Source organism: Mannheimia sp. (assembly GCF_056854775.1).
Genome location: NZ_JBXGGI010000132.1, coordinates 1 through 18,971, shown reverse-complemented (window position 1 = coordinate 18,971; position 18,971 = coordinate 1). Strand labels below are relative to the sequence as shown.

Below are 18,971 nucleotides of genomic sequence, written 5' to 3'. Positions count from 1 at the left end.
AGAGGCTAATGATTTTTTCACTTCCATTTCCTATAAGAATATTAATAGATAAGGTTGGCAAGTCTAGCATTTCAATAGATGGGTGAAAATAACCCATAGCCATAAAGTATGTTGATTTAGCCTATTATTCTAATGATTTTCAGCTATCTGCAAATTTTTTGTAACAAACGTTTGTGTTTAAACGTTAGCTTTACCAACGACTCCGAAGAAGCGAATGTAGAGGGTAAAATAACCGCTTGTAGTAACTTGCTATTTTGCAAAAATTCAGAATAATAAATATCTTTGTCTTAATGTTAAATTTTAGTTATGGAAAATAGTTGGAAATACGCTATTAAATTAACCACGCCGATTTTTATGGGATATTTTGCCGCAGGAGTGGCTTACGGGATGTTGGCAACGAATGCAGGAATGCCTGCTTGGTTCACCATTGCAATGTGCTTTACCGTGATTTCCGGCACAGCACAATATGCGGCAATTCCGTTTTTTGTGTCGGGGGCTGGGGCAATTTCTGTGTTTCTAAGTACACTTTTAATGAGCTTGCGTTTTAGTTTTTATACTTTGAATATGATGGAACACAAGCCAAAATCTCGCCTTAAAGGAATAGTCTCTATCGCAGGTCTAACAGACGAAGGTTTTGCGGTATTATCTACGCTACCGAAAGAGCAAAGACAAGCTCTTATTTTTAAAGTATCCACACTTTGCGTAACTTATTGGACACTTTCCACTATTGTAGGTGTTTTATTAGGCGATTCGGTTGCAAACTATATTCCACATTTAGATTTCGCCTTGCCGTGTTTATTCGCTATTTTGGCTTATGAACAATATAAAAACCAAAAGCAATGGAAGCCAATCTTTATTGCTTTAATCGGTTTCTTACTTGCCCGCCAAATTACTGAAACTAGCGTGTTGTTAGTTGCTATTGTCGTTGCCATTATCATTGTGGCTTTTCTGCCTCAATCGTTCTCTAAAACTACCAAAGGAGTAGAAAATGAGCCTAAATGATATTCTAATTATGTTTGTTGCATTGATTCTCGGTACACAAATTTGCCGTTTTCTTCCTGAATTTTTACCAAAAAAGATACTATCTTCGCCGATTTTGCAAAAATTAAACAAAACATTACCGCTTGTGATTATGCTTTTATTGCTTTTAACAAGCTTAACCTTTCCAAAAAACGGGGAAGGAGTTCACTTAATTTTGGCTCAAATTCTAGCTCTAATAGGCGTATTAGGTAGCTATATTTGGCTGAAAAATACGTTTTTAAGTGTGGCATTGGGGATTTTAGGTGTAAATATTTTTCTGTCGATGTTAGGTTGATTTATGAACTATTCAAGTTTATGGAAGCAGATCACAATAAGTGCCCTTTTTTATTTTTTGCGGTAAACTATCACTTTATTTCCAACTCATAAATATTATGGCATTACTTGAAGCACATAATCTCAGCAAGCGTTTTGTTGAGCGAACGGGATTGTTTCATAAGCAAGATTTCTATGCAGTCAAAGAGGTTTATTTTACTCTTAATCAGAAAGAAACGTTGGCGATTATCGGCGAAAATGGGGCGGGTAAATCCACCTTAGCTAAAATGATTGCCGGTATGGTGGAGCCAACTTCAGGCGAAATTATGTTTAGAGGCACACCACTACATTTTGGTGATTACAAATATCGAGCCAAACGCATTAGAATGATGTTTCAAGATCCAAACGATGCTTTTGACCCAAACTACAATATCGGGCAAATTTTAGATGCACCTTTGCGATTAGCCACCGATTTAAGTGAGCAAGAAAGAAACGAGCGTATTTTTAATACCTTAAAATTGGTGGGAATGTATCCTGAACACGCCCTTATTCCAATTTCTGAAGCCTCAAGCGGACAAAAACAACGGGTTGCCTTTGCCAGAGCATTAATCTTAGAACCGGAAATTATTATCGCAGATGATACAATTAATTCACTTGATTTCTCCGTTAAAACGCAATTGCTTAATTTAATGCTCAATGTTCAGCAAAAGCAAGGAATAGCTTACATTTATGTCGGGCAAAATATTGGGTTAATTAAACATATTGCAGATAAAATAATGGTAATGCAAAACGGAGAGGTGGTGGAATATGGCAAAACAAAAGATGTGTTACTTAATCCAGAACACCAAATCACCAAAAGACTAATTGAAAGCCACTTTGGAAAACCGCTTACTGAAGCTGCGTGGCTTAGTTAAATTAAATAAATAGGGCAAGCAGAAATAATTCACTGCTTGCCCTATTGTAATGAAATTACATTAAATGGTTTAATTCCTTATGGAGGAGATTTTATTCATCTTCCGTAAAGCGTTTTGCTTTATAAGTCGGATTCATTAAGTTCTCTACAGAGAGAATATCATCTAATTGCTCTTCTGTGAGTAAACCACGTTCAAGTACCACTTCACGCACACTTCTACCTGTGGTTGCACAGATCTTACCAATAATGTCGCCATTGTGGTGTCCAATAAACGGATTGAGGTAAGTTACAATACCGATTGAACTAAACACATAGTTTTGGCAGATTTCACGGTTAGCGGTAATGCCGTCAATACATTTATCACGTAAGTTCACGCAAGCGTTGGCAAGCAATTCAATAGATTCAAACATTGCTTGACCGATCACCGGTTCCATTACGTTTAATTGTAATTGACCTGCTTCGGCGGCAAAGGTTACGGTAGTGTCGTTACCAATCACTTTAAAGCAGACTTGGTTTACCACTTCCGGCACAACCGGGTTTACTTTTGCCGGCATAATAGAAGAACCGGCTTGCAGTTCAGGCAGATTGATTTCATTTAAACCTGCACGCGGACCGGATGAAAGTAAACGTAAGTCGTTACATACTTTAGACATTTTTACTGCGGTACGTTTTAACGCTCCGTGTACCATCACATAAGCTCCACAGTCAGAGGTGGCTTCAATCAAGTTTTCTGAGAGTGAGCAAGGTAGTCCGGTTACTTCCGCTAAATATTTCACCGCAAGTTCTGAATAACCTTCAGGCGTGTTTAAGCCAGTGCCGATGGCGGTTGCTCCTAAGTTTACTTCAAGCAGTAATTCAGCGGTGCGTTTAAGGTTGCGAACTTCTTCTTCCAATAATACCGCAAAGGCTTTGAACTCTTGACCAAGCGTCATCGGCACAGCATCTTGTAATTGGGTACGCCCCATTTTCAACACATCGGCAAACTCGGTAGCTTTATTTTCAAAGGCGGTTTGTAGATAAACAATTTTATCCACTAATTTAATAATGCTGTTATAAACCGCAATGCGGAAGCCGGTTGGATAGGCATCGTTAGTAGATTGGCTAGCATTAACGTGATCCATCGGGTTGATGATATCGTATTTACCTTTTGCTTCACCTAACAATTCTAATGCTAGGTTGGCTATGACCTCGTTGGTATTCATATTTACCGAAGTACCTGCTCCGCCTTGGTAAACATCGGATGGGAATTGGTCTAGGCAACGCCCTTTCACTAACACTTCATCACACGCCTCAACAATCGCATTGGCAACTTTTTTCGGAATTGCACCGAGCTCTCCGTTGGCTAAAGCAGTAGCTTTTTTCACCATTACCATACCACGCACAAACTCAGGTACATCAGAAATAGTTACGTTTGAAATATTGAAATTCTCAATTGCTCTTAATGTATGAATACCCCAATAAGCCTCATTCGGTACTTCTCTTTCGCCCAATAAATCGTGTTCAATGCGTACTGACATTTTTATCTCCTTAAAATGGATTGTGGTAAGTTTTATTAAATAATACCTATTTTAAGGGATAAAGAATGTGATCTACATCAAATTTCTAAATAGAGGACTAGGATATAAATTGCGACTTCGGATAAGAAAAATTTATGATAAATTTATGTGATTACAAGGCTAAATAAAAATAGGGCAAGCCGATCAGCCAAGCAAAAAATGAGAATACTACCGCAATATGAAAATACCAATGTTGGGTTTTGTGTCGGAAATATTTCATACCACAGTAAGTGCCGATTGCCCCACCCAACAGACAAAAAGAGAGTAACGTAATTTCAGGGATCCTCCACGTTTTTTGAATCGCTTTTTGCTTATCGCTGTACATCAAATAAAGCGAGGCAAAATTCATCATCACAAAATAAAAAAGCCAAAATAGTTGCATTTGCATTCCTTATAAAAAATTTAACCGCTTGCAGTTGCCTACAAGCGGTTAATTTTAGCATTTATTTTGCAAATTAGTTGATTTCAACTTGCTCGCTACCATTGCCTAAATCTTCGATTTTACCGATGACCCAAGCATTTTCGCCGTTTTCTTTTAAGATGGTTAAGGCTTTTTCAACATCAGCAGCTGGTAGGGCAATTACCATACCCACGCCACAGTTGAATGTGCGGTACATTTCATAACGGCTGATGTTACCTTTTTCTTGCAACCACTTAAACACAGCAGACCATTGCCAGCTAGATTCATCAATAACTGCTTTGGTTGATTCAGGTAATACACGTGGAATATTTTCCCAGAAACCGCCTCCGGTTAAGTGAGCGATAGCGTGAACATCTGTTTCTTCCACTAATTTTAAGACCGATTTCACATAGATTTTTGTTGGGGCAAGTAAATGTTCGCTAAGTGGTTTACCCTCTAATAGTTCCGTTGCTGGATTGGTGCTGCTAACTTCTAACACTTTACGAATTAAGGAATAACCGTTTGAGTGTGGACCACTTGATGCTAATGCAATTAGCACATCATTTGTTTGGACTGCTGAACCATCAATAATGCCAGCTTTTTCAACAATACCTACGCAGAAACCGGCTAAGTCGTAATCGCCTTCGTGATACATTCCCGGCATTTCAGCAGTTTCCCCACCGACTAATGCACAACCCGACATTTCACAACCGTCGGCAATGCCTTTAACAACACTTGCTGCTACATCAACATCTAATTTTCCTGTTGCGTAGTAATCTAAAAAGAAAAGCGGTTCTGCACCTTGTACCACTAAATCATTTACACACATCGCGACTAAATCTTGACCAATCGTATCGTGTTTGTTGAGATCGATGGCTAAACGCAGTTTTGTACCAACGCCATCTGTGCCTGATACTAAAATTGGCTCTTTGTATTTAGCCGGTATTGCACATAATGCTCCAAAACCGCCTAATCCACCCATCACTTCGGGGCGGCGAGTACGTTTAACATCCGCTTTGATTCGTTCGACTAATTCGTTTCCTGCGTGAATATCAACGCCGGCATCTTTGTAACTAAGTTGTGTGTTGCTCACTTTAACCTCAACAGTAAATGAATGAAAAAACGAGGGTATTATAGCATAAGCAAACGTTTGCGGAATGTTAATTTTCAATAAATGAAAGGTAAATTTAAGGGGAAATTGTCATTCCCCCCTACAAGCGGTTAATTTTCGTTGATTTTTTTCGCTAACATTGTAGCAAAACGCAGTTGAATACGGTTGCCGTGTTCGTCAGTTTTGTGAAGATGTCCCAAATCTTCATTGTATTTTACCAGCTCCCAATCTTTGTAATAATTTGCCAGCTCACCTTCAGCAAAGGTAAAAGAGAATGGCATTGGACAAGGGTAATCATCGGTGCTCATAGCACAGACAATAAGATTGTAGCCACCGACTTTAGTATTTTTCTGCATATTTTCAATAATCGCAGGAATTCGTTCACGGTTTAAGAACATCATTACTACAGTGGAAATAACAAGATCATATTCACCATTTTGATTGCCGATGCTTGCCTCATTAATGTCATAAATATCCGCAGTAATGTGGTGAGATTGCTCTTTTTCGATTATATAGTTAAGAAAATCAATACTTTCCTGATTATGATCAACAGCGGTTACATCAAAGCCTAATAAATTAAGATAGAGCGAGTTACGTCCACGTCCACAGCCTAAATCGAGAGCTTTTCCACCTTTGATGTAATTAACCGCATTCAACACTTCGGAATGGGTAGTGGTGAGATTATATTTTTTTGCAAAATAGTCTTCAGGCTTGCAATAGAAGGAAAGTTGGCACTCTAAATCGTCAGATAAGGCTTCCACCTTGTGCCATAATTGCGGTTCAACCATTGGGCGTTGGTGGTTAGCATCAAAAATATCTTCTTTAAGCACATCCCCTTCTTCGGTGAGTTCGTAATATTTGAGCGAGCCTTTTAAAATCGTGAGCTTTGCCCAAGTGCCGACTTTGGTGTTGTGCTTTTCTTGGAACATTTGCGGTAGGGTATCTTTTGTCCATACCGGCATTTGTTTATAGCAAATTAAGTTTTCCATTGAATTTTCCTTCATTCTTAACATAAACGCTGAAATTTTATCACTTTTAAATTGCAGGCAATAAAAAATCCGACTAAAAAAGTCGGATTTGATCAAATTTAGGTGAAATATATTTTATTAATCAATGCTTATACTTCTAAATTGACGAGCAAAATAGACTAAACTGTGATTTGGCTCTACATCAATGTGGCTCACTTCCACCACAAAAATAGTATGCGTTCCCACTGCGTGAGTATCGACAATATTTCCTTGTAAAGCAGAAATTGCACTGCGTAGCACAGGCTGATCATCGAAGCCGTTATCCCAAATATCCCAACTAAAACGTTCTTCCATTGTGCTTTCAAGGATTGCAGCGAAATGCTTGGCAATATCTTCTTGCTCGTGGTTTAACACATTAATGCACACTTTGCCGTTTTGTTTGATAATATCGTGAACGTGGCTATTTTTATTAATGCAAAAAAGAACCGTGGGAGGAGCATCTGTTACCGAGCTTACTGAAGAAACAGTTAGTCCTGCTTTACCTGCAATACCGTTGGTAGTAACAATACTAACCGCTGATGATAAATGTGCCATTGCTTCACGGAATTGTAGTGAAGCCTCAATAGGTTGAGATGTATCAATGTTCGACATATTTTTCCTTATTATTCTTTCCAAACAACGTGATATTCACGATTTTCTTCTTCGTGAGAAATTAAGAAACGGGCGAACACATCGTCCATTTCATCTTGCTCGTTCACTAAACCGACCCAAACCTCCGCGAATGCCTCAGGGTCAATTAATGTGCCGATTTCTTGATCCCAATCATCACGAGTTTCGACCATTTCGACCGCACCACGCTCTTCAAATTGGAGATTGAATAGTAAAATGTCAGCAGGATCTAAATTCTCGCCTGCCATTTCTAAGAAAATATCGTAAGCAATATCAATTGCTTCATCAGGTGTTAATTTTTTCATACTCTTAATTCTAATTGTATTGTTACAAAAATGTTATACAGATACATTGTATTTTATATCTTTTAGTTATAAAAAACAAAAGTTTATGCTTGAATTAGACGACTTACCACCATTCCGGCTGCTTTTTCTTTTAAAATCTGCCAGCCTTCAGGTAAATCTAATGGAACGTGATTTTTCTCTGTTTCCACATATAAAATCGCATTCTCTGCCAACCAATGATTTTCAACTAACAGTTTTAATACTTGTGGCACAAGATTTTGATGAAAAGGTGGATCGATAAATACAATATCGAACGGTTCGCTGTTATTTTTATTTGACAAATAGTGCAATGTATCGGTATGAATAACCGAACCATTTTCCGTTTTTAATGTTTGCAGATTTTTCTTCAATAGGTTTGCCGCATTTGCAAATTTTTCCAAAAAAACCACCGCTTGTGCTTGGCGAGAGAGAGCCTCGAAACCCAGTGAGCCACTGCCGGCAAAACAATCCAGACAGCGTGAGTGAGCAATATCGTGCATTAACCAATTAAACAGTGTTTCTTTCACCCGATCTGTGGTTGGGCGTAGCCCTTCTGCATTCAACACTGGCAATTTTCTACCTCGCCAAAGCCCGGCAATAATACGCACTTCACCCATTTGCTGGCTAGATTGCGGAGAATTTCGATTTTTTTTCATACTCACTAAAGGAAAATAAAGGTTTTTTTGATAAACTATGTAAGTTTAGTCTATTTTCAGTATAAATGAGAGAAAAATATGTCAGAAAAGAAAAAAGGTTTTTGGTCTTGGCTTGGATTTGGTAAGATAGAAGAAGCAAAACAGGAAGAGATCCAACAAGAAATTATTCAGCCAGAAGAGCCTGTCATTAGTGAACCGGAAGCCGAGAAATCGTTTTCTGAGAAATTAGACGAGCTGGAAGATCAAATTGAAGAAAAGGCAGATCAACTAGAAGATTATGTTGAGGAAAAAGAAGAGCAGCTCGAAGAGAAATTTGAGCAGGTTGAAGATAAATTCGAGCAAAAAGTCGAAGATTTCAAAGAGTTTGTTGAAGAAAAAGTTGAAGAGGTAAAAGAATTCTTTGATGATGTTGAAGATAAAATCGAACAAACATTTGAAGAAGAAAAAGGCGAACAAGCGGTCGAAAATCTGCAAAATATTGCGATTGAACAGCTAGATCTCAATGAACAAGAGCAAGTTGCTTACCAAGTGGAAAACGCTGTAGCTGAGGAAGTCGCGACAACCGAATTAGTGAATGATGTTCAAGATATCGTTGAAGAGCCAACTATTCAAGACGAATACCAAGAAAAACCGAGTCAGGGTGGTTTCTTTAGCCGTTTAATTCAGGGGTTAATTAAAACCAAACAAAACATTGGTTCGGGTTTCCGTAATTTCTTTAGTGGTAAGAAAATTGATGATGAATTATTTGAAGAGCTAGAAGAACAGTTACTTGTGGCGGATTTAGGTATGCCGACCACACAAAAAATTATCAACAATTTAACGCAACACGCTACTAAGAAGCAACTAAAAGATGCTGACTTACTTTATCAACAATTAAAAATTGAGTTAGGCGAAGTGTTAAAACCTGTGGCTCAACCACTAGTGCTTGAAGAGAAAAAACCGTATGTGATTTTAATGGTTGGCGTGAATGGTGTGGGTAAAACTACGACTATCGGCAAATTAGCCCGTAAATTTCAAAATGAAGGAAAATCGGTAATGTTAGCTGCGGGTGATACCTTCCGAGCAGCAGCGGTGGAACAACTTCAAGTTTGGGGTGAACGAAATAACATTCCTGTGGTAGCACAAAGTACAGGTTCAGATTCTGCATCAGTTATTTTTGATGCAATGCAATCAGCTGCCGCAAAAGGCATTGATGTGCTTATCGCCGATACGGCTGGGCGTTTGCAGAACAAAAATAATCTGATGGACGAGCTGAAAAAAATTGTGCGTGTAATGAAAAAATATGACGAAACTGCACCGCACGAAATTATGCTTACCCTTGATGCAGGCACAGGGCAAAATGCGATTAGCCAAGCAAAACTGTTTAATGAGGCAGTTGGTTTAACCGGTATTACATTAACCAAATTAGATGGTACGGCAAAAGGTGGGGTGATTTTTGCGATTGCAGATCAATTCAATATTCCTATCCGTTTTATCGGTGTTGGCGAGAAAATTGAAGATTTACGTCCGTTTAACGCAGAAGAATTTATTGAAGCCTTATTTAGCCAAGAGGACGAACACAATGATTAAATTTACCAATGTGAACAAGGTTTACAAAGGCGGTAAACCAGCTTTACAAGGCATTGATTTTCATCTGCCCGCAGGTGGAATGGCGTATATTACCGGGCATTCCGGTGCGGGTAAAAGTACGCTTTTAAAATTAATTATGGGGATTGAGCGTGCCAATGGCGGACAAATTTTGTTTAACGGACACGATATTACCCGCCTTTCTCATCACGAGTTACCATTTTTACGTCGCCAAATCGGAATGGTGCATCAAGATTACCGTTTATTAACCGATAGAACCATTTTAGATAATGTTGCTCTTCCGTTAATTATTTTAGGTATGAACCAAGCCATTGTGGAGCGTGAAGCTCGCATTGCTCTTGAGAGAGTAGGGCTTGCGGATAAAGCAAACTATCTGCCATTACACCTTTCAGGTGGCGAGCAGCAACGTGTGGATATTGCCAGAGCTATTGTACATCGTCCAACGCTCTTATTGGCTGACGAGCCAACAGGAAATTTAGATGAAAAGCTTTCGTTTGAGATTTTCCGATTATTCGAAGAATTTAACCAAGCCGGTACAACAGTGCTGATTGCTACGCACGATACTAATATTATCTCAAAACGTCCAAAACCGTGTTTGGTGTTGGAACAAGGGCATCTTAAATTTTAAGGGAAGATTATGATTCGTTCATTTAACAAATTAGGTGCTCAAACCAGCTACTCTTTACGAGCGGTTTGGCAAGATTTAATGCAACGCAAACTTGGCACATTTTTAACCATATTGGTGATTGCGGTTTCACTCACTATTCCAACGGTAAGTTATTTACTGTGGAAAAATACGCACACAGCTGCAACGCAGTTTTATCCAGAACCACAGCTTACGGTTTATCTACATAAAAACTTGGCTGAACACGATGTGAATACGGTGGTCGATCGTATTCGAGCCTATGAAGAGGATAAAATTGACTCGTTTAATTATATTTCTCGTCAGCAGAGCTTAGAAGAATTCCGTTCTTGGACAGGTTTTGGTGAAGCGTTAGATATTTTAGATGAAAACCCTCTGCCAGCGGTGGTTACCTTAAAGCCAAAGGAAAATTTCAATAATGCTGATGCAATGGTTGAGCTACGCAATGGTTTACAACAAATCAAAGGTGTACAGGAAGTTCGTTTAGATAATGGTTGGTTAGAAAAATTAACCGCTTTAACGTGGCTTATTGCACGAATTGCGATTGTTTGTACATTACTAATGTTATTAGCGGTCTTTTTAGTGATTGGCAATAGTGTGAGAACGGATGTTGCAAACAGTAAAGCCGCGATTGAAGTACAGCAGATTTTAGGAGCAACGGATCACTTTATTGCTCGTCCATTCCTCTATACAGGAATGATTTATGGCTTTTTCGGTAGTTTATTAGCGGTATTGTTTAGTGCAGTAACTATTAGCTACTTTACGGGGATTGTGAAATATGTAACCGATATGTTCACCGTTCAATTTGAATTAAAAAGCTTAAATTTTAGCGAAGCCTTTTTCTTAATTGTACTTTGTGTATTTATCGGTTGGTTATCGGCAAAAGTAGCGACTATGCGAAATATTTTTAGAATTGGTAGTCGATAATCTCTTTTAAATAAAAGCGGTCTATGTTATTCAATTTGTAAAATAATAAATAAAATAGACCGCTTGTTATTTCTATTCCAATACCATTAAGCCCGGCAAGGTTGCGAAACTTTGGTCTTTAACGGTATCGTGGAAATCATCTAGGTAGGCAAGAGCAGCGTCGGTTTCACGAATTGCTCCGTAGAGATTGCTATATAAACCTTGTTGAGTAATTTTGCGTGCGACTACATAGCCCCTATCCAAATAAGGCTTAACCGCCCAATAAGGTAGTGCCGCTACTCCTCGACGACTCGCAACAAGCTGAATGATAGCAATAGTTAATTCGCTATTACGACGAGTAACTTTAATGCCGGCAGGGTTTAGCACTTTACGCAGTAAATCCAACATATCATCAGGTACAGGGTATGTGATGAGAGTTTCATCTTTGAAATCTTCTGCTTCCCACACATCTTTTGCTGCAAGTGGGTGATCTTTCGAGCAAATTCCCACCATTTCATAAGAAAATAGTGGCTTACAAATAATACTAGAGTTCTCTTCGACCTCTGACACAATTGCCAAATCCGCCCTATGGCTTAATAATAGTCCTACAGTATCGGTATGGAAGCCCGATACAATATCTAATTCCACTAATGGCCAATGCTGGCGGAAGGTATCCATTGCTGGCATCAGCCAGTCAAAACAGGTATGGCATTCCACCGCAACACGCACTTCACCCACTTCGCCTTGCTTTACTCGAGCCAAATCAAGCTCAGCTTCAATTACTTGTGGCAAAATATCATAGGCAAGTTTAATTAAGCGTTCCCCTGCTTGAGTGAAGCGAATGGGAGAGCTTTTACGCTCGAAGAGGGTAAGGTCGTATTGATCTTCTAATAGTTTAATCTGATGAGAAAGGGCGGATTGGGTTAAATGTACACGTTTCGCCGCCAGCGATACACTTCCGCTCTCTTTTAAGGCAATCAGTGTTCGCAAATGGCGAATTTCGAGGAAAATCGGTTTCATAATTTATTCATCTAAAAGTGAAAAAAGATGAAAAGAATTATAACAAACAAGCGGTCAAATTCTGCAAAAAATTTACAAAATCTGACCGCTTGTAAGCGCTATAAAAACAAATTATTTAGTTAATTGCACCAAAATACGGCGAACCGGCTCTGCTGCACCCCATAATAATTGGTCGCCCACGGTGAATGCCGCTAAGTATTCACCACCCATCGCTAATTTGCGTAAACGACCAACCGGTACGCTTAATGTGCCGGTTACTTTAGCTGGTGTTAATTCACGTAATGTGGTTTCTTTGTCATTTGGAATGACTTTCACCCATTCGTTATGAGCCGCGATAATTTGTTCGATTTCTGCTAATGGAATATCTTTTTTCAGCTTAATGGTAAACGCTTGGCTGTGGCAGCGTAATGCACCGATACGAACGCATAAACCATCAACAGGAATTGGATTTTCGCTTAAACCTAAGATTTTGTTAGTTTCTGCGTAGCCTTTCCACTCTTCTTTGGTTTGCCCTGTTTCAGGTAATAATTTATCGATCCAAGGAATTAAGCTTCCCCCCAATGCTGCACCAAAGTTTTCGGTTGGGAAATCATCCGCACGCATTTTTGCGGTTACTTTGCGTTCAATATCTAAAATAGAAGAGGCAGGATTTGCTAATTCAGCTTTTACGCTATCTTCTAATTCACCCATTTGTGAAAGCAATTCACGCATATTTTTCGCACCAGCACCTGAAGCTGCTTGGTAAGTGGCAACAGAAACCCATTCCACTAAATCTTTCTCGAATAAGCCACCAATTGCCATCAACATCAAGCTTACTGTACAGTTACCACCTACGAACGTTTTAATGCCGTTTTTCAAACCTTCTGAAATAACGTGTTGGTTTACAGGGTCTAATACGATAATTGCATCATCTTTCATACGAAGTGCAGAGGCAGCATCAATCCAATAGCCGTTCCAGCCACTTTCTTTTAATTTTGGATAGACTTCGTTGGTATAATCGCCACCTTGACAGGTTACGATGATGTCTAATTTTTTTAATTCTTCAATATCAAAGGCGTTTTTTAATTCACCAGCATCTTTACCGCCAAATACAGGGGCTTTTTGACCCGCCTGTGAAGTTGTGAAGAAAATTGGATTGATGTTAGCGAAGTTATTTTCTTCAACCATACGGTCCATTAATACTGAACCCACCATTCCACGCCAGCCGACAAAACCTACATTTTGCATTATGTTTGCTCCTAAAATAATTGTTATAAATAATTGTGAATAAATACAGGATTTTCATTGAAAAATCAATGTTTTTTATTTATTTGCAAAACTTTGACAAAATTTGACCGCTATGGGTAAAATGGGTTGCCAATTATGGCTTGTCTATGAAATAAGGAAAGTTTTATGAAAATGAAAACAGCATTAGCAATTGCATTAGGTTCTTTATTCAGCTTTTCGGCAACAGCCGCAGAACCAGCAAAGATTGTTGTACAAGTACAGCAATTAGATGTGGAAAAAGGTAACAAAGATATTGGTACGGTAGAGATTACCGAATCTAAATACGGCTTGGTATTTACCCCAAATCTAAAAGATTTAACAGAAGGTTTGCACGGCTTCCATATCCACGAAAATCCAAGCTGTGATGCAAAAGAAAAAGATGGCAAATTGACGGCAGGTTTAGCAGCCGGCGGACATTGGAATCCACATAAAGCACCACATCACGGCTTCCCGTGGTCTGATGATGCTCACTTAGGAGACCTGCCTGCATTAACAGTTTTACATGATGGCACAGCAACTAATCCTGTATTAGCCCCTCGCTTGAAAACATTAGATGAAATTAAAGGTCGTTCACTAATGATTCACGCAGGTGGTGATAATCACTCAGATCACCCAGCCCCTCTTGGTGGTGGCGGTGCACGTATGGCGTGTGGTGTAATTAAATAAAATTTGATTTGGTGCATAAAGTGTTGGTTTAAATATTATTCCAACACTTTTTTATTTCTAGCCATTGCCATATAATTAATTACTTTTAAGGAGAAATATATGTCTATAAAAACAAAAAAAGAACCTCGTAAAATACTTCCGGAACAAGTAGCTTTTTCTAAGAATTCACCAGTTTATATTTCCCTTTTTCTTGCAGATAAAACAGCAAGAGTACAAGCAGTATGGGAATTAGAACTTGAAAATGGTGAACGTGATTCAGGAAAAGTGAAACGCAATCGTATTCAATTTCACCGATTACCGCTAGGTTGTCATAAATTAACGGTTATTTGTGGAACACCACTTTTAGGGCAAGGTACAAAGATTGTTGATTGTTCATTACATATTATTGATGAGTAATGAAATAAAAGTTTAATCACAAGATCTATCTGCTTTCTGATTAGAAAATCATGCTCAAGCTACTTGGATATAAGCCCATTCATAAAAATGGACCGCTTACAAGCGGTTATATTTTCTTATTTTTGCACACTGTAATCAATAAAAAACCTGACTGCGAAATAGCTAGTCAGGTTTTGATTTAGTTAATTTGATTTAGTTAATTTGATTTATACCTTTTTTCTCACCACTAACTGGCTTAATACCACAAGTGTTAATGAGAAAATGATCATAATGGTTGCTAAGGCATTTACTTCTGGAGTTACGCCTGTTTTAACCAATGAGAAGATCTTCAGTGGTAATACTTCATAGCTTGGGCTTGTTACGAATGAAGAAACAATAACGTCATCTAATGAAATTGTAAAGCTTAGTAACCAGCCTGATATAATTGAAGGTAAAGCTAATGGTAAAATAATTTTACGTAAAATCGTTACTTCGCTTGCTCCTAAGTCTTTCGCCGCTTCTAACATTTTGCCGTCAAAGTCGCTTAAGCGTGATGAAATTGCAATCACTACATAAGGTAGACAGAATGTAATGTGAGCAATTAATAACGAAATAAAGCCTAGTTTGATACCTATAATCATAAATAATACAAGCATTGATACAGCCATTACGATATCAGGCGACATCATTACCACAAACAACATCCCACCGACTAATTTTTTGCCACGGAAACGGTAACGATAAAGGGCAATAGAAGTTAATGCACCTAAAATCGTGGAGAACGTTGCCGCAAAAAAGGCGATAGTTAATGAGTTCATTGTTGCTTGTACTAGTGTATCATTGCTGAATAAACGCTCATACCAGTTCCAAGTAAAGCCTTTCCAGTTCAAGCCGAAACGGTCTGCATTGAAAGAGTTTACTACTAAAATAATAATTGGAATGTATAGGTAAGCAAATACTGCCAACATAAAAAGGTTTCTAAATGTTTTTTTCATTATTCAAGCTCCACCTTTTTATTTAATAATTTATTCGCACGATAATAAACATAAAGCATCAATGCCATTAATATTGTTAATGCAATACTTACCGCAGAGCCTAAGGCAAATTGGTTAGTATTTAAGAATAAGCTCTTAATAATATTACCCACTAATGGTGTTTTACCGCCGCCTAATAAGTCTGCCACATAGAACATACCCATTGCAGGTAGTAATACTAATAAACAACCTGCTACAATGCCCGGCATTGTAAGTGGAATAGTTACTTTAATAAAACGTTGGAAAGCATTTGCTCCTAAGTCTTTTGCAGCCTCTAGTAAGCGGTTATCAATTTTCTCAATTGAAGAATAAAGTGGCAAAATCATAAATGGTAATAGAATGTAAACTAAACCAATGATAATTGCGGCTTCTGAGTTCAATAAACGTAAAGGTTCATTGATCAAGCCAATTGCCAATAAGGTTTCATTTAAGACACCTTTTACCCCTAAGAAAATTTTAATACCGTAAATACGAATCAGCGAGTTTGTCCAGAATGGCAACACCACTAAGAATAGTAAAAACGGTCTAATTTTTGCCGGCATTTTGGCAATAAAAAATGCAAAAGGGTAGCCGATAATTAAACAGATAAGCGTTGCAACTCCCGCCATATATAGCGAGTTCCATAATACAGTTGCGTAAGTGTCATTAAATAACGCTTTATACGCATCCAAGCTAAACGCAAAATCAACAAAATATTGGCTTTGGCGGTTTTCTGTTAAGAAGCTAATAATTAAAACGAGTACGTTCGGCACTAATACGAAAAGTAATAACCAACCGAAAATAGTTGCGACCGCACCATTTTGGAATTTGTTATTCGCCTTCATCGTTTAACACAACCTCCCAGCCTTCATACCAAGTAAGAGCCACTTTTTGACCAACATCGTGGTCAATATTAGGATCATCTTCATTGAAGAACTCGCTCACTAATACATTCATACCATTATGATCTAATTTTACGCTAGACTCTAATGTCATACCTTTATAGTTACGGTCGATAATATGACCGATAATCGCTTTTGAGCTTTCATTTTCGTCTAACTCTTCAATCACGATATCTTCAGGGCGTAACAATACTTTTAATTTTTGGTTCGGGTGAACTTCTAAATTTTCAACTTTAATGTTGCAAATACGACCTTCTACGTTCGCTTTCACATTTTTTTCATCAACACGTTCAATCACGGTTGCATCAAATACGTTAATTTCACCGATAAAACGAGCCACGAATAAGTTGCTTGGTTCTTCATAAATTTCACGAGGTGTACCATCTTGTGCGATTTTACCGCCGTTCATTACGATAATGCGATCAGACATTGTTAATGCTTCTTCCTGATCGTGAGTAACGAAAATAAAGGTAATACCTAATTGACGTTGCAATGCTTTTAACTCATTTTGCATCTCTTTACGCAATTTATAGTCTAACGCAGAAAGAGATTCATCTAATAACAATACTTTTGGCTTATTTACCACCGCACGAGCAATAGCGATACGTTGTTGCTGACCACCTGAAAGCTGAGCCGGTTTTTGTTGAGCTCTATCTTCAAGTCGGACCATACGCAATGCTTCCATTACACGTGGCTCAATTTCTGAATTTGGCACTTTTTGCATACGCAAACCGAATGCGACATTTTCAAAAATAGTCATATGTGGGAAAAGAGCATAGCTTTGGAATACGGTATTCACGGGGCGTTGTTCCGCTGGAACGTTAGAAACATCTTGCCCATCAAGAATGATTGAACCCTCAGTCAAATCTTCAAAGCCGGCAATTAAACGCAACGCAGTTGTTTTACCACAACCCGAAGGACCTAAAATTGTTAAAAATTCACCATCGTTAATGGTTAAATTCAAATTTTTAAGAATCGTTTTACTACCGTAGCTTTTTGTTACATTTTTAAGCTCGATGATAGCTTTTTGTTCTAATTTTTCCATCTACTGTTGTTTTCCCTTAAATCAAAAAGAAAAGGATTAAAAAATCAGGCTTTCGCCCCCAAAAAATCAATTGATAATAATATAGCTAAAGGGGCAAGATTGAAAGGAAAAATTTGCGTTTTGAGGATTTTTCTTCCCTTTTACAAGCGGTAGTTTTTATCTGAATTTTTGCAAATTTTTCAAGGAAATAGACCGCTTGTTTTCTTTCCGTTAGAATAGTCTTTAAAATTAATTCTCAACAGTTCCAATGAAACTCAACTCTCAACAACAACAAGCGGTGGAATACACTCAAGGGGCTTGCCTTGTACTGGCAGGTGCCGGTTCGGGCAAAACTCGGGTGATTATTAATAAAATCGCTCACTTAATTGCAAATTGCGGCTATTCCCCGAAACAGATTGCGGCAGTAACCTTTACCAATAAAGCCGCCCGTGAAATGCGGGAGAGAGTGGCTCACTCTATCGGTAAAGAAAATAGCAAAGGGCTGACGATTTCAACTTTCCACACTCTTGGTTTTGAGATTTTAAAGCGAGAGTACAAATTGCTTGGCTTTAAGTCGGGAATGACGTTATTTGACGAACACGACCAAATTGCCTTGCTTAAACATCTGTTGCCGGAAAACGTAACGGAAGATAAAGATCTGCTCAAAACGCTGATTTCCACTATTTCAAATTGGAAGAACGATCTGCTTTCGCCTGAAATGGTGATTTCTCGTGTGCGAGATGATCGTGAGCGAGTGTTTTCCCATTTCTACCAGCTCTACCAAAATCAACTCAAGGCGTATAATGCGTTAGATTTTGATGATTTGATTATGCTCCCTGTATTGCTTTTCCGCCAATTTCCAGAGGCGAAAGCCCGCTGGCAGAATAAAATTCGCTATTTATTGGTTGATGAATATCAGGATACCAACACCAGCCAATATGAGTTAATCAAGTTAATTGTCGGTAATGAGCCAAACTTTACGGTAGTGGGCGATGATGACCAATCCATCTACTCGTGGCGTGGGGCGAAGCCTGAAAATATGCAACGCTTGCGTGAAGATTTTGATCTGAAAGTGATCAAACTGGAACAAAATTACCGTTCTAGCCAGCGGATTTTGCATTGTGCCAATATTTTGATCGATAACAACGATCATCTATTCACCAAACGCCTCTTTTCTGAGCTGGGCGAAGGCGAAAAACTGAATGTGATCGAGGCAAAAAATGAAGAAAATGAAGCCGAGCGAATTGTCGGAGAGTTGATTGCTCATCGTTTCTCTCGCAAGACGAAATATAAGGATTATGCGATTTTGTATCGGGGTAATCATCAATCTCGCTTGCTTGAAAAATTACTGATGCAAAACCGTATTCCGTACAAAATTTCAGGTGGAACTTCATTTTTTGCCCGAGCTGAAATCAAAGATATGATGGCGTATCTGCGTTTGGTGGTAAATCAAGATGATGATGCGGCATTTTTACGTATTGTGAACACGCCAAAGCGAGAAATTGGTGCGGCAACGCTAGAAAAATTGGGAATATTGGCGAATGAAAAACAAGTCAGTCTGTTTGAGGCGATTTTCGATTTTGAGCTGATACAACGCCTAACGCCGAAACCTTACCAAGCCCTGCAAGATTTCGCCCGCTGGATTGTGGAAATTGCTGATCAGGCGGAGCGTTCAGATCC

At 38.6% G+C, this 18,971-nt stretch carries 21 protein-coding genes; 9 read left to right on the top strand and 12 right to left on the bottom strand.

All coding sequences use genetic code 11. The annotated features are described in order from the left end of the window. Positions 1-306 precede the first annotated feature (306 nt). From ACJHV0_RS09395 to ACJHV0_RS09385, 3 genes are all read left to right on the top strand, one after another. Positions 307-1,002 (top strand): AzlC family ABC transporter permease, encoded by a 696-nt coding sequence (locus ACJHV0_RS09395; protein ID WP_483134019.1) that lies wholly within the window; start codon positions 307-309, stop codon positions 1,000-1,002. After that, positions 989-1,315 (top strand): AzlD domain-containing protein, encoded by a 327-nt coding sequence (locus ACJHV0_RS09390; RefSeq protein WP_483134018.1) that lies wholly within the window; start codon positions 989-991, stop codon positions 1,313-1,315. The genes ACJHV0_RS09395 and ACJHV0_RS09390 overlap by 14 nt, the downstream gene beginning before the upstream one ends. Before the next feature lie 97 nt (positions 1,316-1,412). Further along, positions 1,413-2,207, top strand: coding sequence for a peptide ABC transporter ATP-binding protein (locus ACJHV0_RS09385; protein ID WP_025235544.1), 795 nt, complete (start codon positions 1,413-1,415; stop codon positions 2,205-2,207). A gap of 91 nt (positions 2,208-2,298) precedes the next feature. Here ACJHV0_RS09385 and aspA read toward each other — a convergent pair whose 3' ends face one another. The 7 genes from aspA to rsmD form a co-directional block, all read right to left on the bottom strand. Then, entirely contained in the window at positions 2,299-3,723 is a 1,425-nt protein-coding gene (aspA, locus tag ACJHV0_RS09380; protein ID WP_038643881.1) for an aspartate ammonia-lyase, read from the bottom strand. A 151-nt stretch (positions 3,724-3,874) separates the two neighbouring features. Continuing rightward, positions 3,875-4,144: a DUF1294 domain-containing protein gene (locus ACJHV0_RS09375; RefSeq protein WP_025235542.1), complete on the bottom strand. Its 270-nt coding sequence runs from the start codon at positions 4,142-4,144 to the stop codon at positions 3,875-3,877. Between the two features lie 73 nt (positions 4,145-4,217). Next, a complete protein-coding gene (gene purM / locus ACJHV0_RS09370; protein WP_483134017.1) occupies positions 4,218-5,255 on the bottom strand; it encodes a phosphoribosylformylglycinamidine cyclo-ligase in 1,038 nt (345 codons plus the stop codon). Positions 5,256-5,383: 128 nt separating this feature from the next. Continuing rightward, entirely contained in the window at positions 5,384-6,262 is an 879-nt protein-coding gene (gene tehB, locus ACJHV0_RS09365; RefSeq protein ID WP_483134016.1) for an SAM-dependent methyltransferase TehB, read from the bottom strand. 117 nt (positions 6,263-6,379) lie between these two features. Beyond that, positions 6,380-6,892, bottom strand: a complete 513-nt coding sequence (gene hpaC, locus ACJHV0_RS09360) for a 4-hydroxyphenylacetate 3-monooxygenase, reductase component (protein ID WP_334239180.1) — start codon at positions 6,890-6,892, stop codon at positions 6,380-6,382. 11 nt (positions 6,893-6,903) lie between these two features. Beyond that, positions 6,904-7,215: an HI1450 family dsDNA-mimic protein gene (locus tag ACJHV0_RS09355; RefSeq protein ID WP_025217831.1), complete on the bottom strand. Its 312-nt coding sequence runs from the start codon at positions 7,213-7,215 to the stop codon at positions 6,904-6,906. An 83-nt stretch (positions 7,216-7,298) separates the two neighbouring features. After that, positions 7,299-7,889: a 16S rRNA (guanine(966)-N(2))-methyltransferase RsmD gene (gene rsmD / locus ACJHV0_RS09350; RefSeq protein ID WP_463627131.1), complete on the bottom strand. Its 591-nt coding sequence runs from the start codon at positions 7,887-7,889 to the stop codon at positions 7,299-7,301. 78 nt (positions 7,890-7,967) lie between these two features. Here rsmD and ftsY point away from each other — a divergent pair, with 78 nt between their 5' ends. The 3 genes from ftsY to ftsX are packed head-to-tail and all read left to right on the top strand — an operon-like array spanning position 7,968 to position 11,046. Then, on the top strand, positions 7,968-9,458 hold the full coding sequence (ftsY, locus tag ACJHV0_RS09345) for a signal recognition particle-docking protein FtsY (protein WP_483134015.1): 1,491 nt from the start codon (positions 7,968-7,970) through the stop codon (positions 9,456-9,458). Beyond that, positions 9,451-10,104 (top strand): cell division ATP-binding protein FtsE, encoded by a 654-nt coding sequence (ftsE, locus tag ACJHV0_RS09340; protein ID WP_334234797.1) that lies wholly within the window; start codon positions 9,451-9,453, stop codon positions 10,102-10,104. The genes ftsY and ftsE overlap by 8 nt, the downstream gene beginning before the upstream one ends. Positions 10,105-10,113: 9 nt before the next feature. Beyond that, on the top strand, positions 10,114-11,046 hold the full coding sequence (gene ftsX / locus ACJHV0_RS09335) for a permease-like cell division protein FtsX (protein WP_283385543.1): 933 nt from the start codon (positions 10,114-10,116) through the stop codon (positions 11,044-11,046). 72 nt (positions 11,047-11,118) lie between these two features. On the opposite strand, the gene ACJHV0_RS09330 is transcribed toward ftsX, so the two are convergent. Further along, positions 11,119-12,045 (bottom strand): LysR family transcriptional regulator, encoded by a 927-nt coding sequence (locus tag ACJHV0_RS09330; protein ID WP_483134014.1) that lies wholly within the window; start codon positions 12,043-12,045, stop codon positions 11,119-11,121. A 111-nt stretch (positions 12,046-12,156) separates the two neighbouring features. After that, positions 12,157-13,272, bottom strand: a complete 1,116-nt coding sequence (gene asd / locus ACJHV0_RS09325; protein ID WP_025235533.1) for an aspartate-semialdehyde dehydrogenase — start codon at positions 13,270-13,272, stop codon at positions 12,157-12,159. Between the two features lie 165 nt (positions 13,273-13,437). Here asd and sodC point away from each other — a divergent pair, with 165 nt between their 5' ends. Next, positions 13,438-13,977: a superoxide dismutase [Cu-Zn] SodC gene (sodC, locus tag ACJHV0_RS09320; protein ID WP_283385545.1), complete on the top strand. Its 540-nt coding sequence runs from the start codon at positions 13,438-13,440 to the stop codon at positions 13,975-13,977. 99 nt (positions 13,978-14,076) lie between these two features. Next, positions 14,077-14,373, top strand: a complete 297-nt coding sequence (locus ACJHV0_RS09315; protein WP_283385546.1) for a hypothetical protein — start codon at positions 14,077-14,079, stop codon at positions 14,371-14,373. A gap of 206 nt (positions 14,374-14,579) precedes the next feature. Here the strand turns inward: ACJHV0_RS09315 and potC are convergent, their stop codons facing one another. From potC to potA, 3 genes are read right to left on the bottom strand one after another with little or no spacing between them, the layout of a single operon-like run. Then, on the bottom strand, positions 14,580-15,347 hold the full coding sequence (potC, locus tag ACJHV0_RS09310) for a spermidine/putrescine ABC transporter permease PotC (RefSeq protein WP_283385547.1): 768 nt from the start codon (positions 15,345-15,347) through the stop codon (positions 14,580-14,582). Further along, the gene (gene potB, locus ACJHV0_RS09305; protein WP_025235557.1) at positions 15,347-16,210 is read right to left on the bottom strand and encodes a spermidine/putrescine ABC transporter permease PotB; all 864 of its coding nucleotides are present in this window, start codon (positions 16,208-16,210) and stop codon (positions 15,347-15,349) included. Before potB ends, potC begins: the two co-directional genes overlap by 1 nt. Next, positions 16,197-17,312, bottom strand: a complete 1,116-nt coding sequence (gene potA, locus ACJHV0_RS09300; protein ID WP_025235558.1) for a spermidine/putrescine ABC transporter ATP-binding protein PotA — start codon at positions 17,310-17,312, stop codon at positions 16,197-16,199. Before potA ends, potB begins: the two co-directional genes overlap by 14 nt. A gap of 247 nt (positions 17,313-17,559) precedes the next feature. On the opposite strand from potA, the gene ACJHV0_RS09295 reads away from it, so the two are divergent. After that, on the top strand, positions 17,560-18,971 hold a 1,412-nt coding region (locus tag ACJHV0_RS09295), incomplete at its 3' end, for a UvrD-helicase domain-containing protein (RefSeq protein ID WP_483134013.1).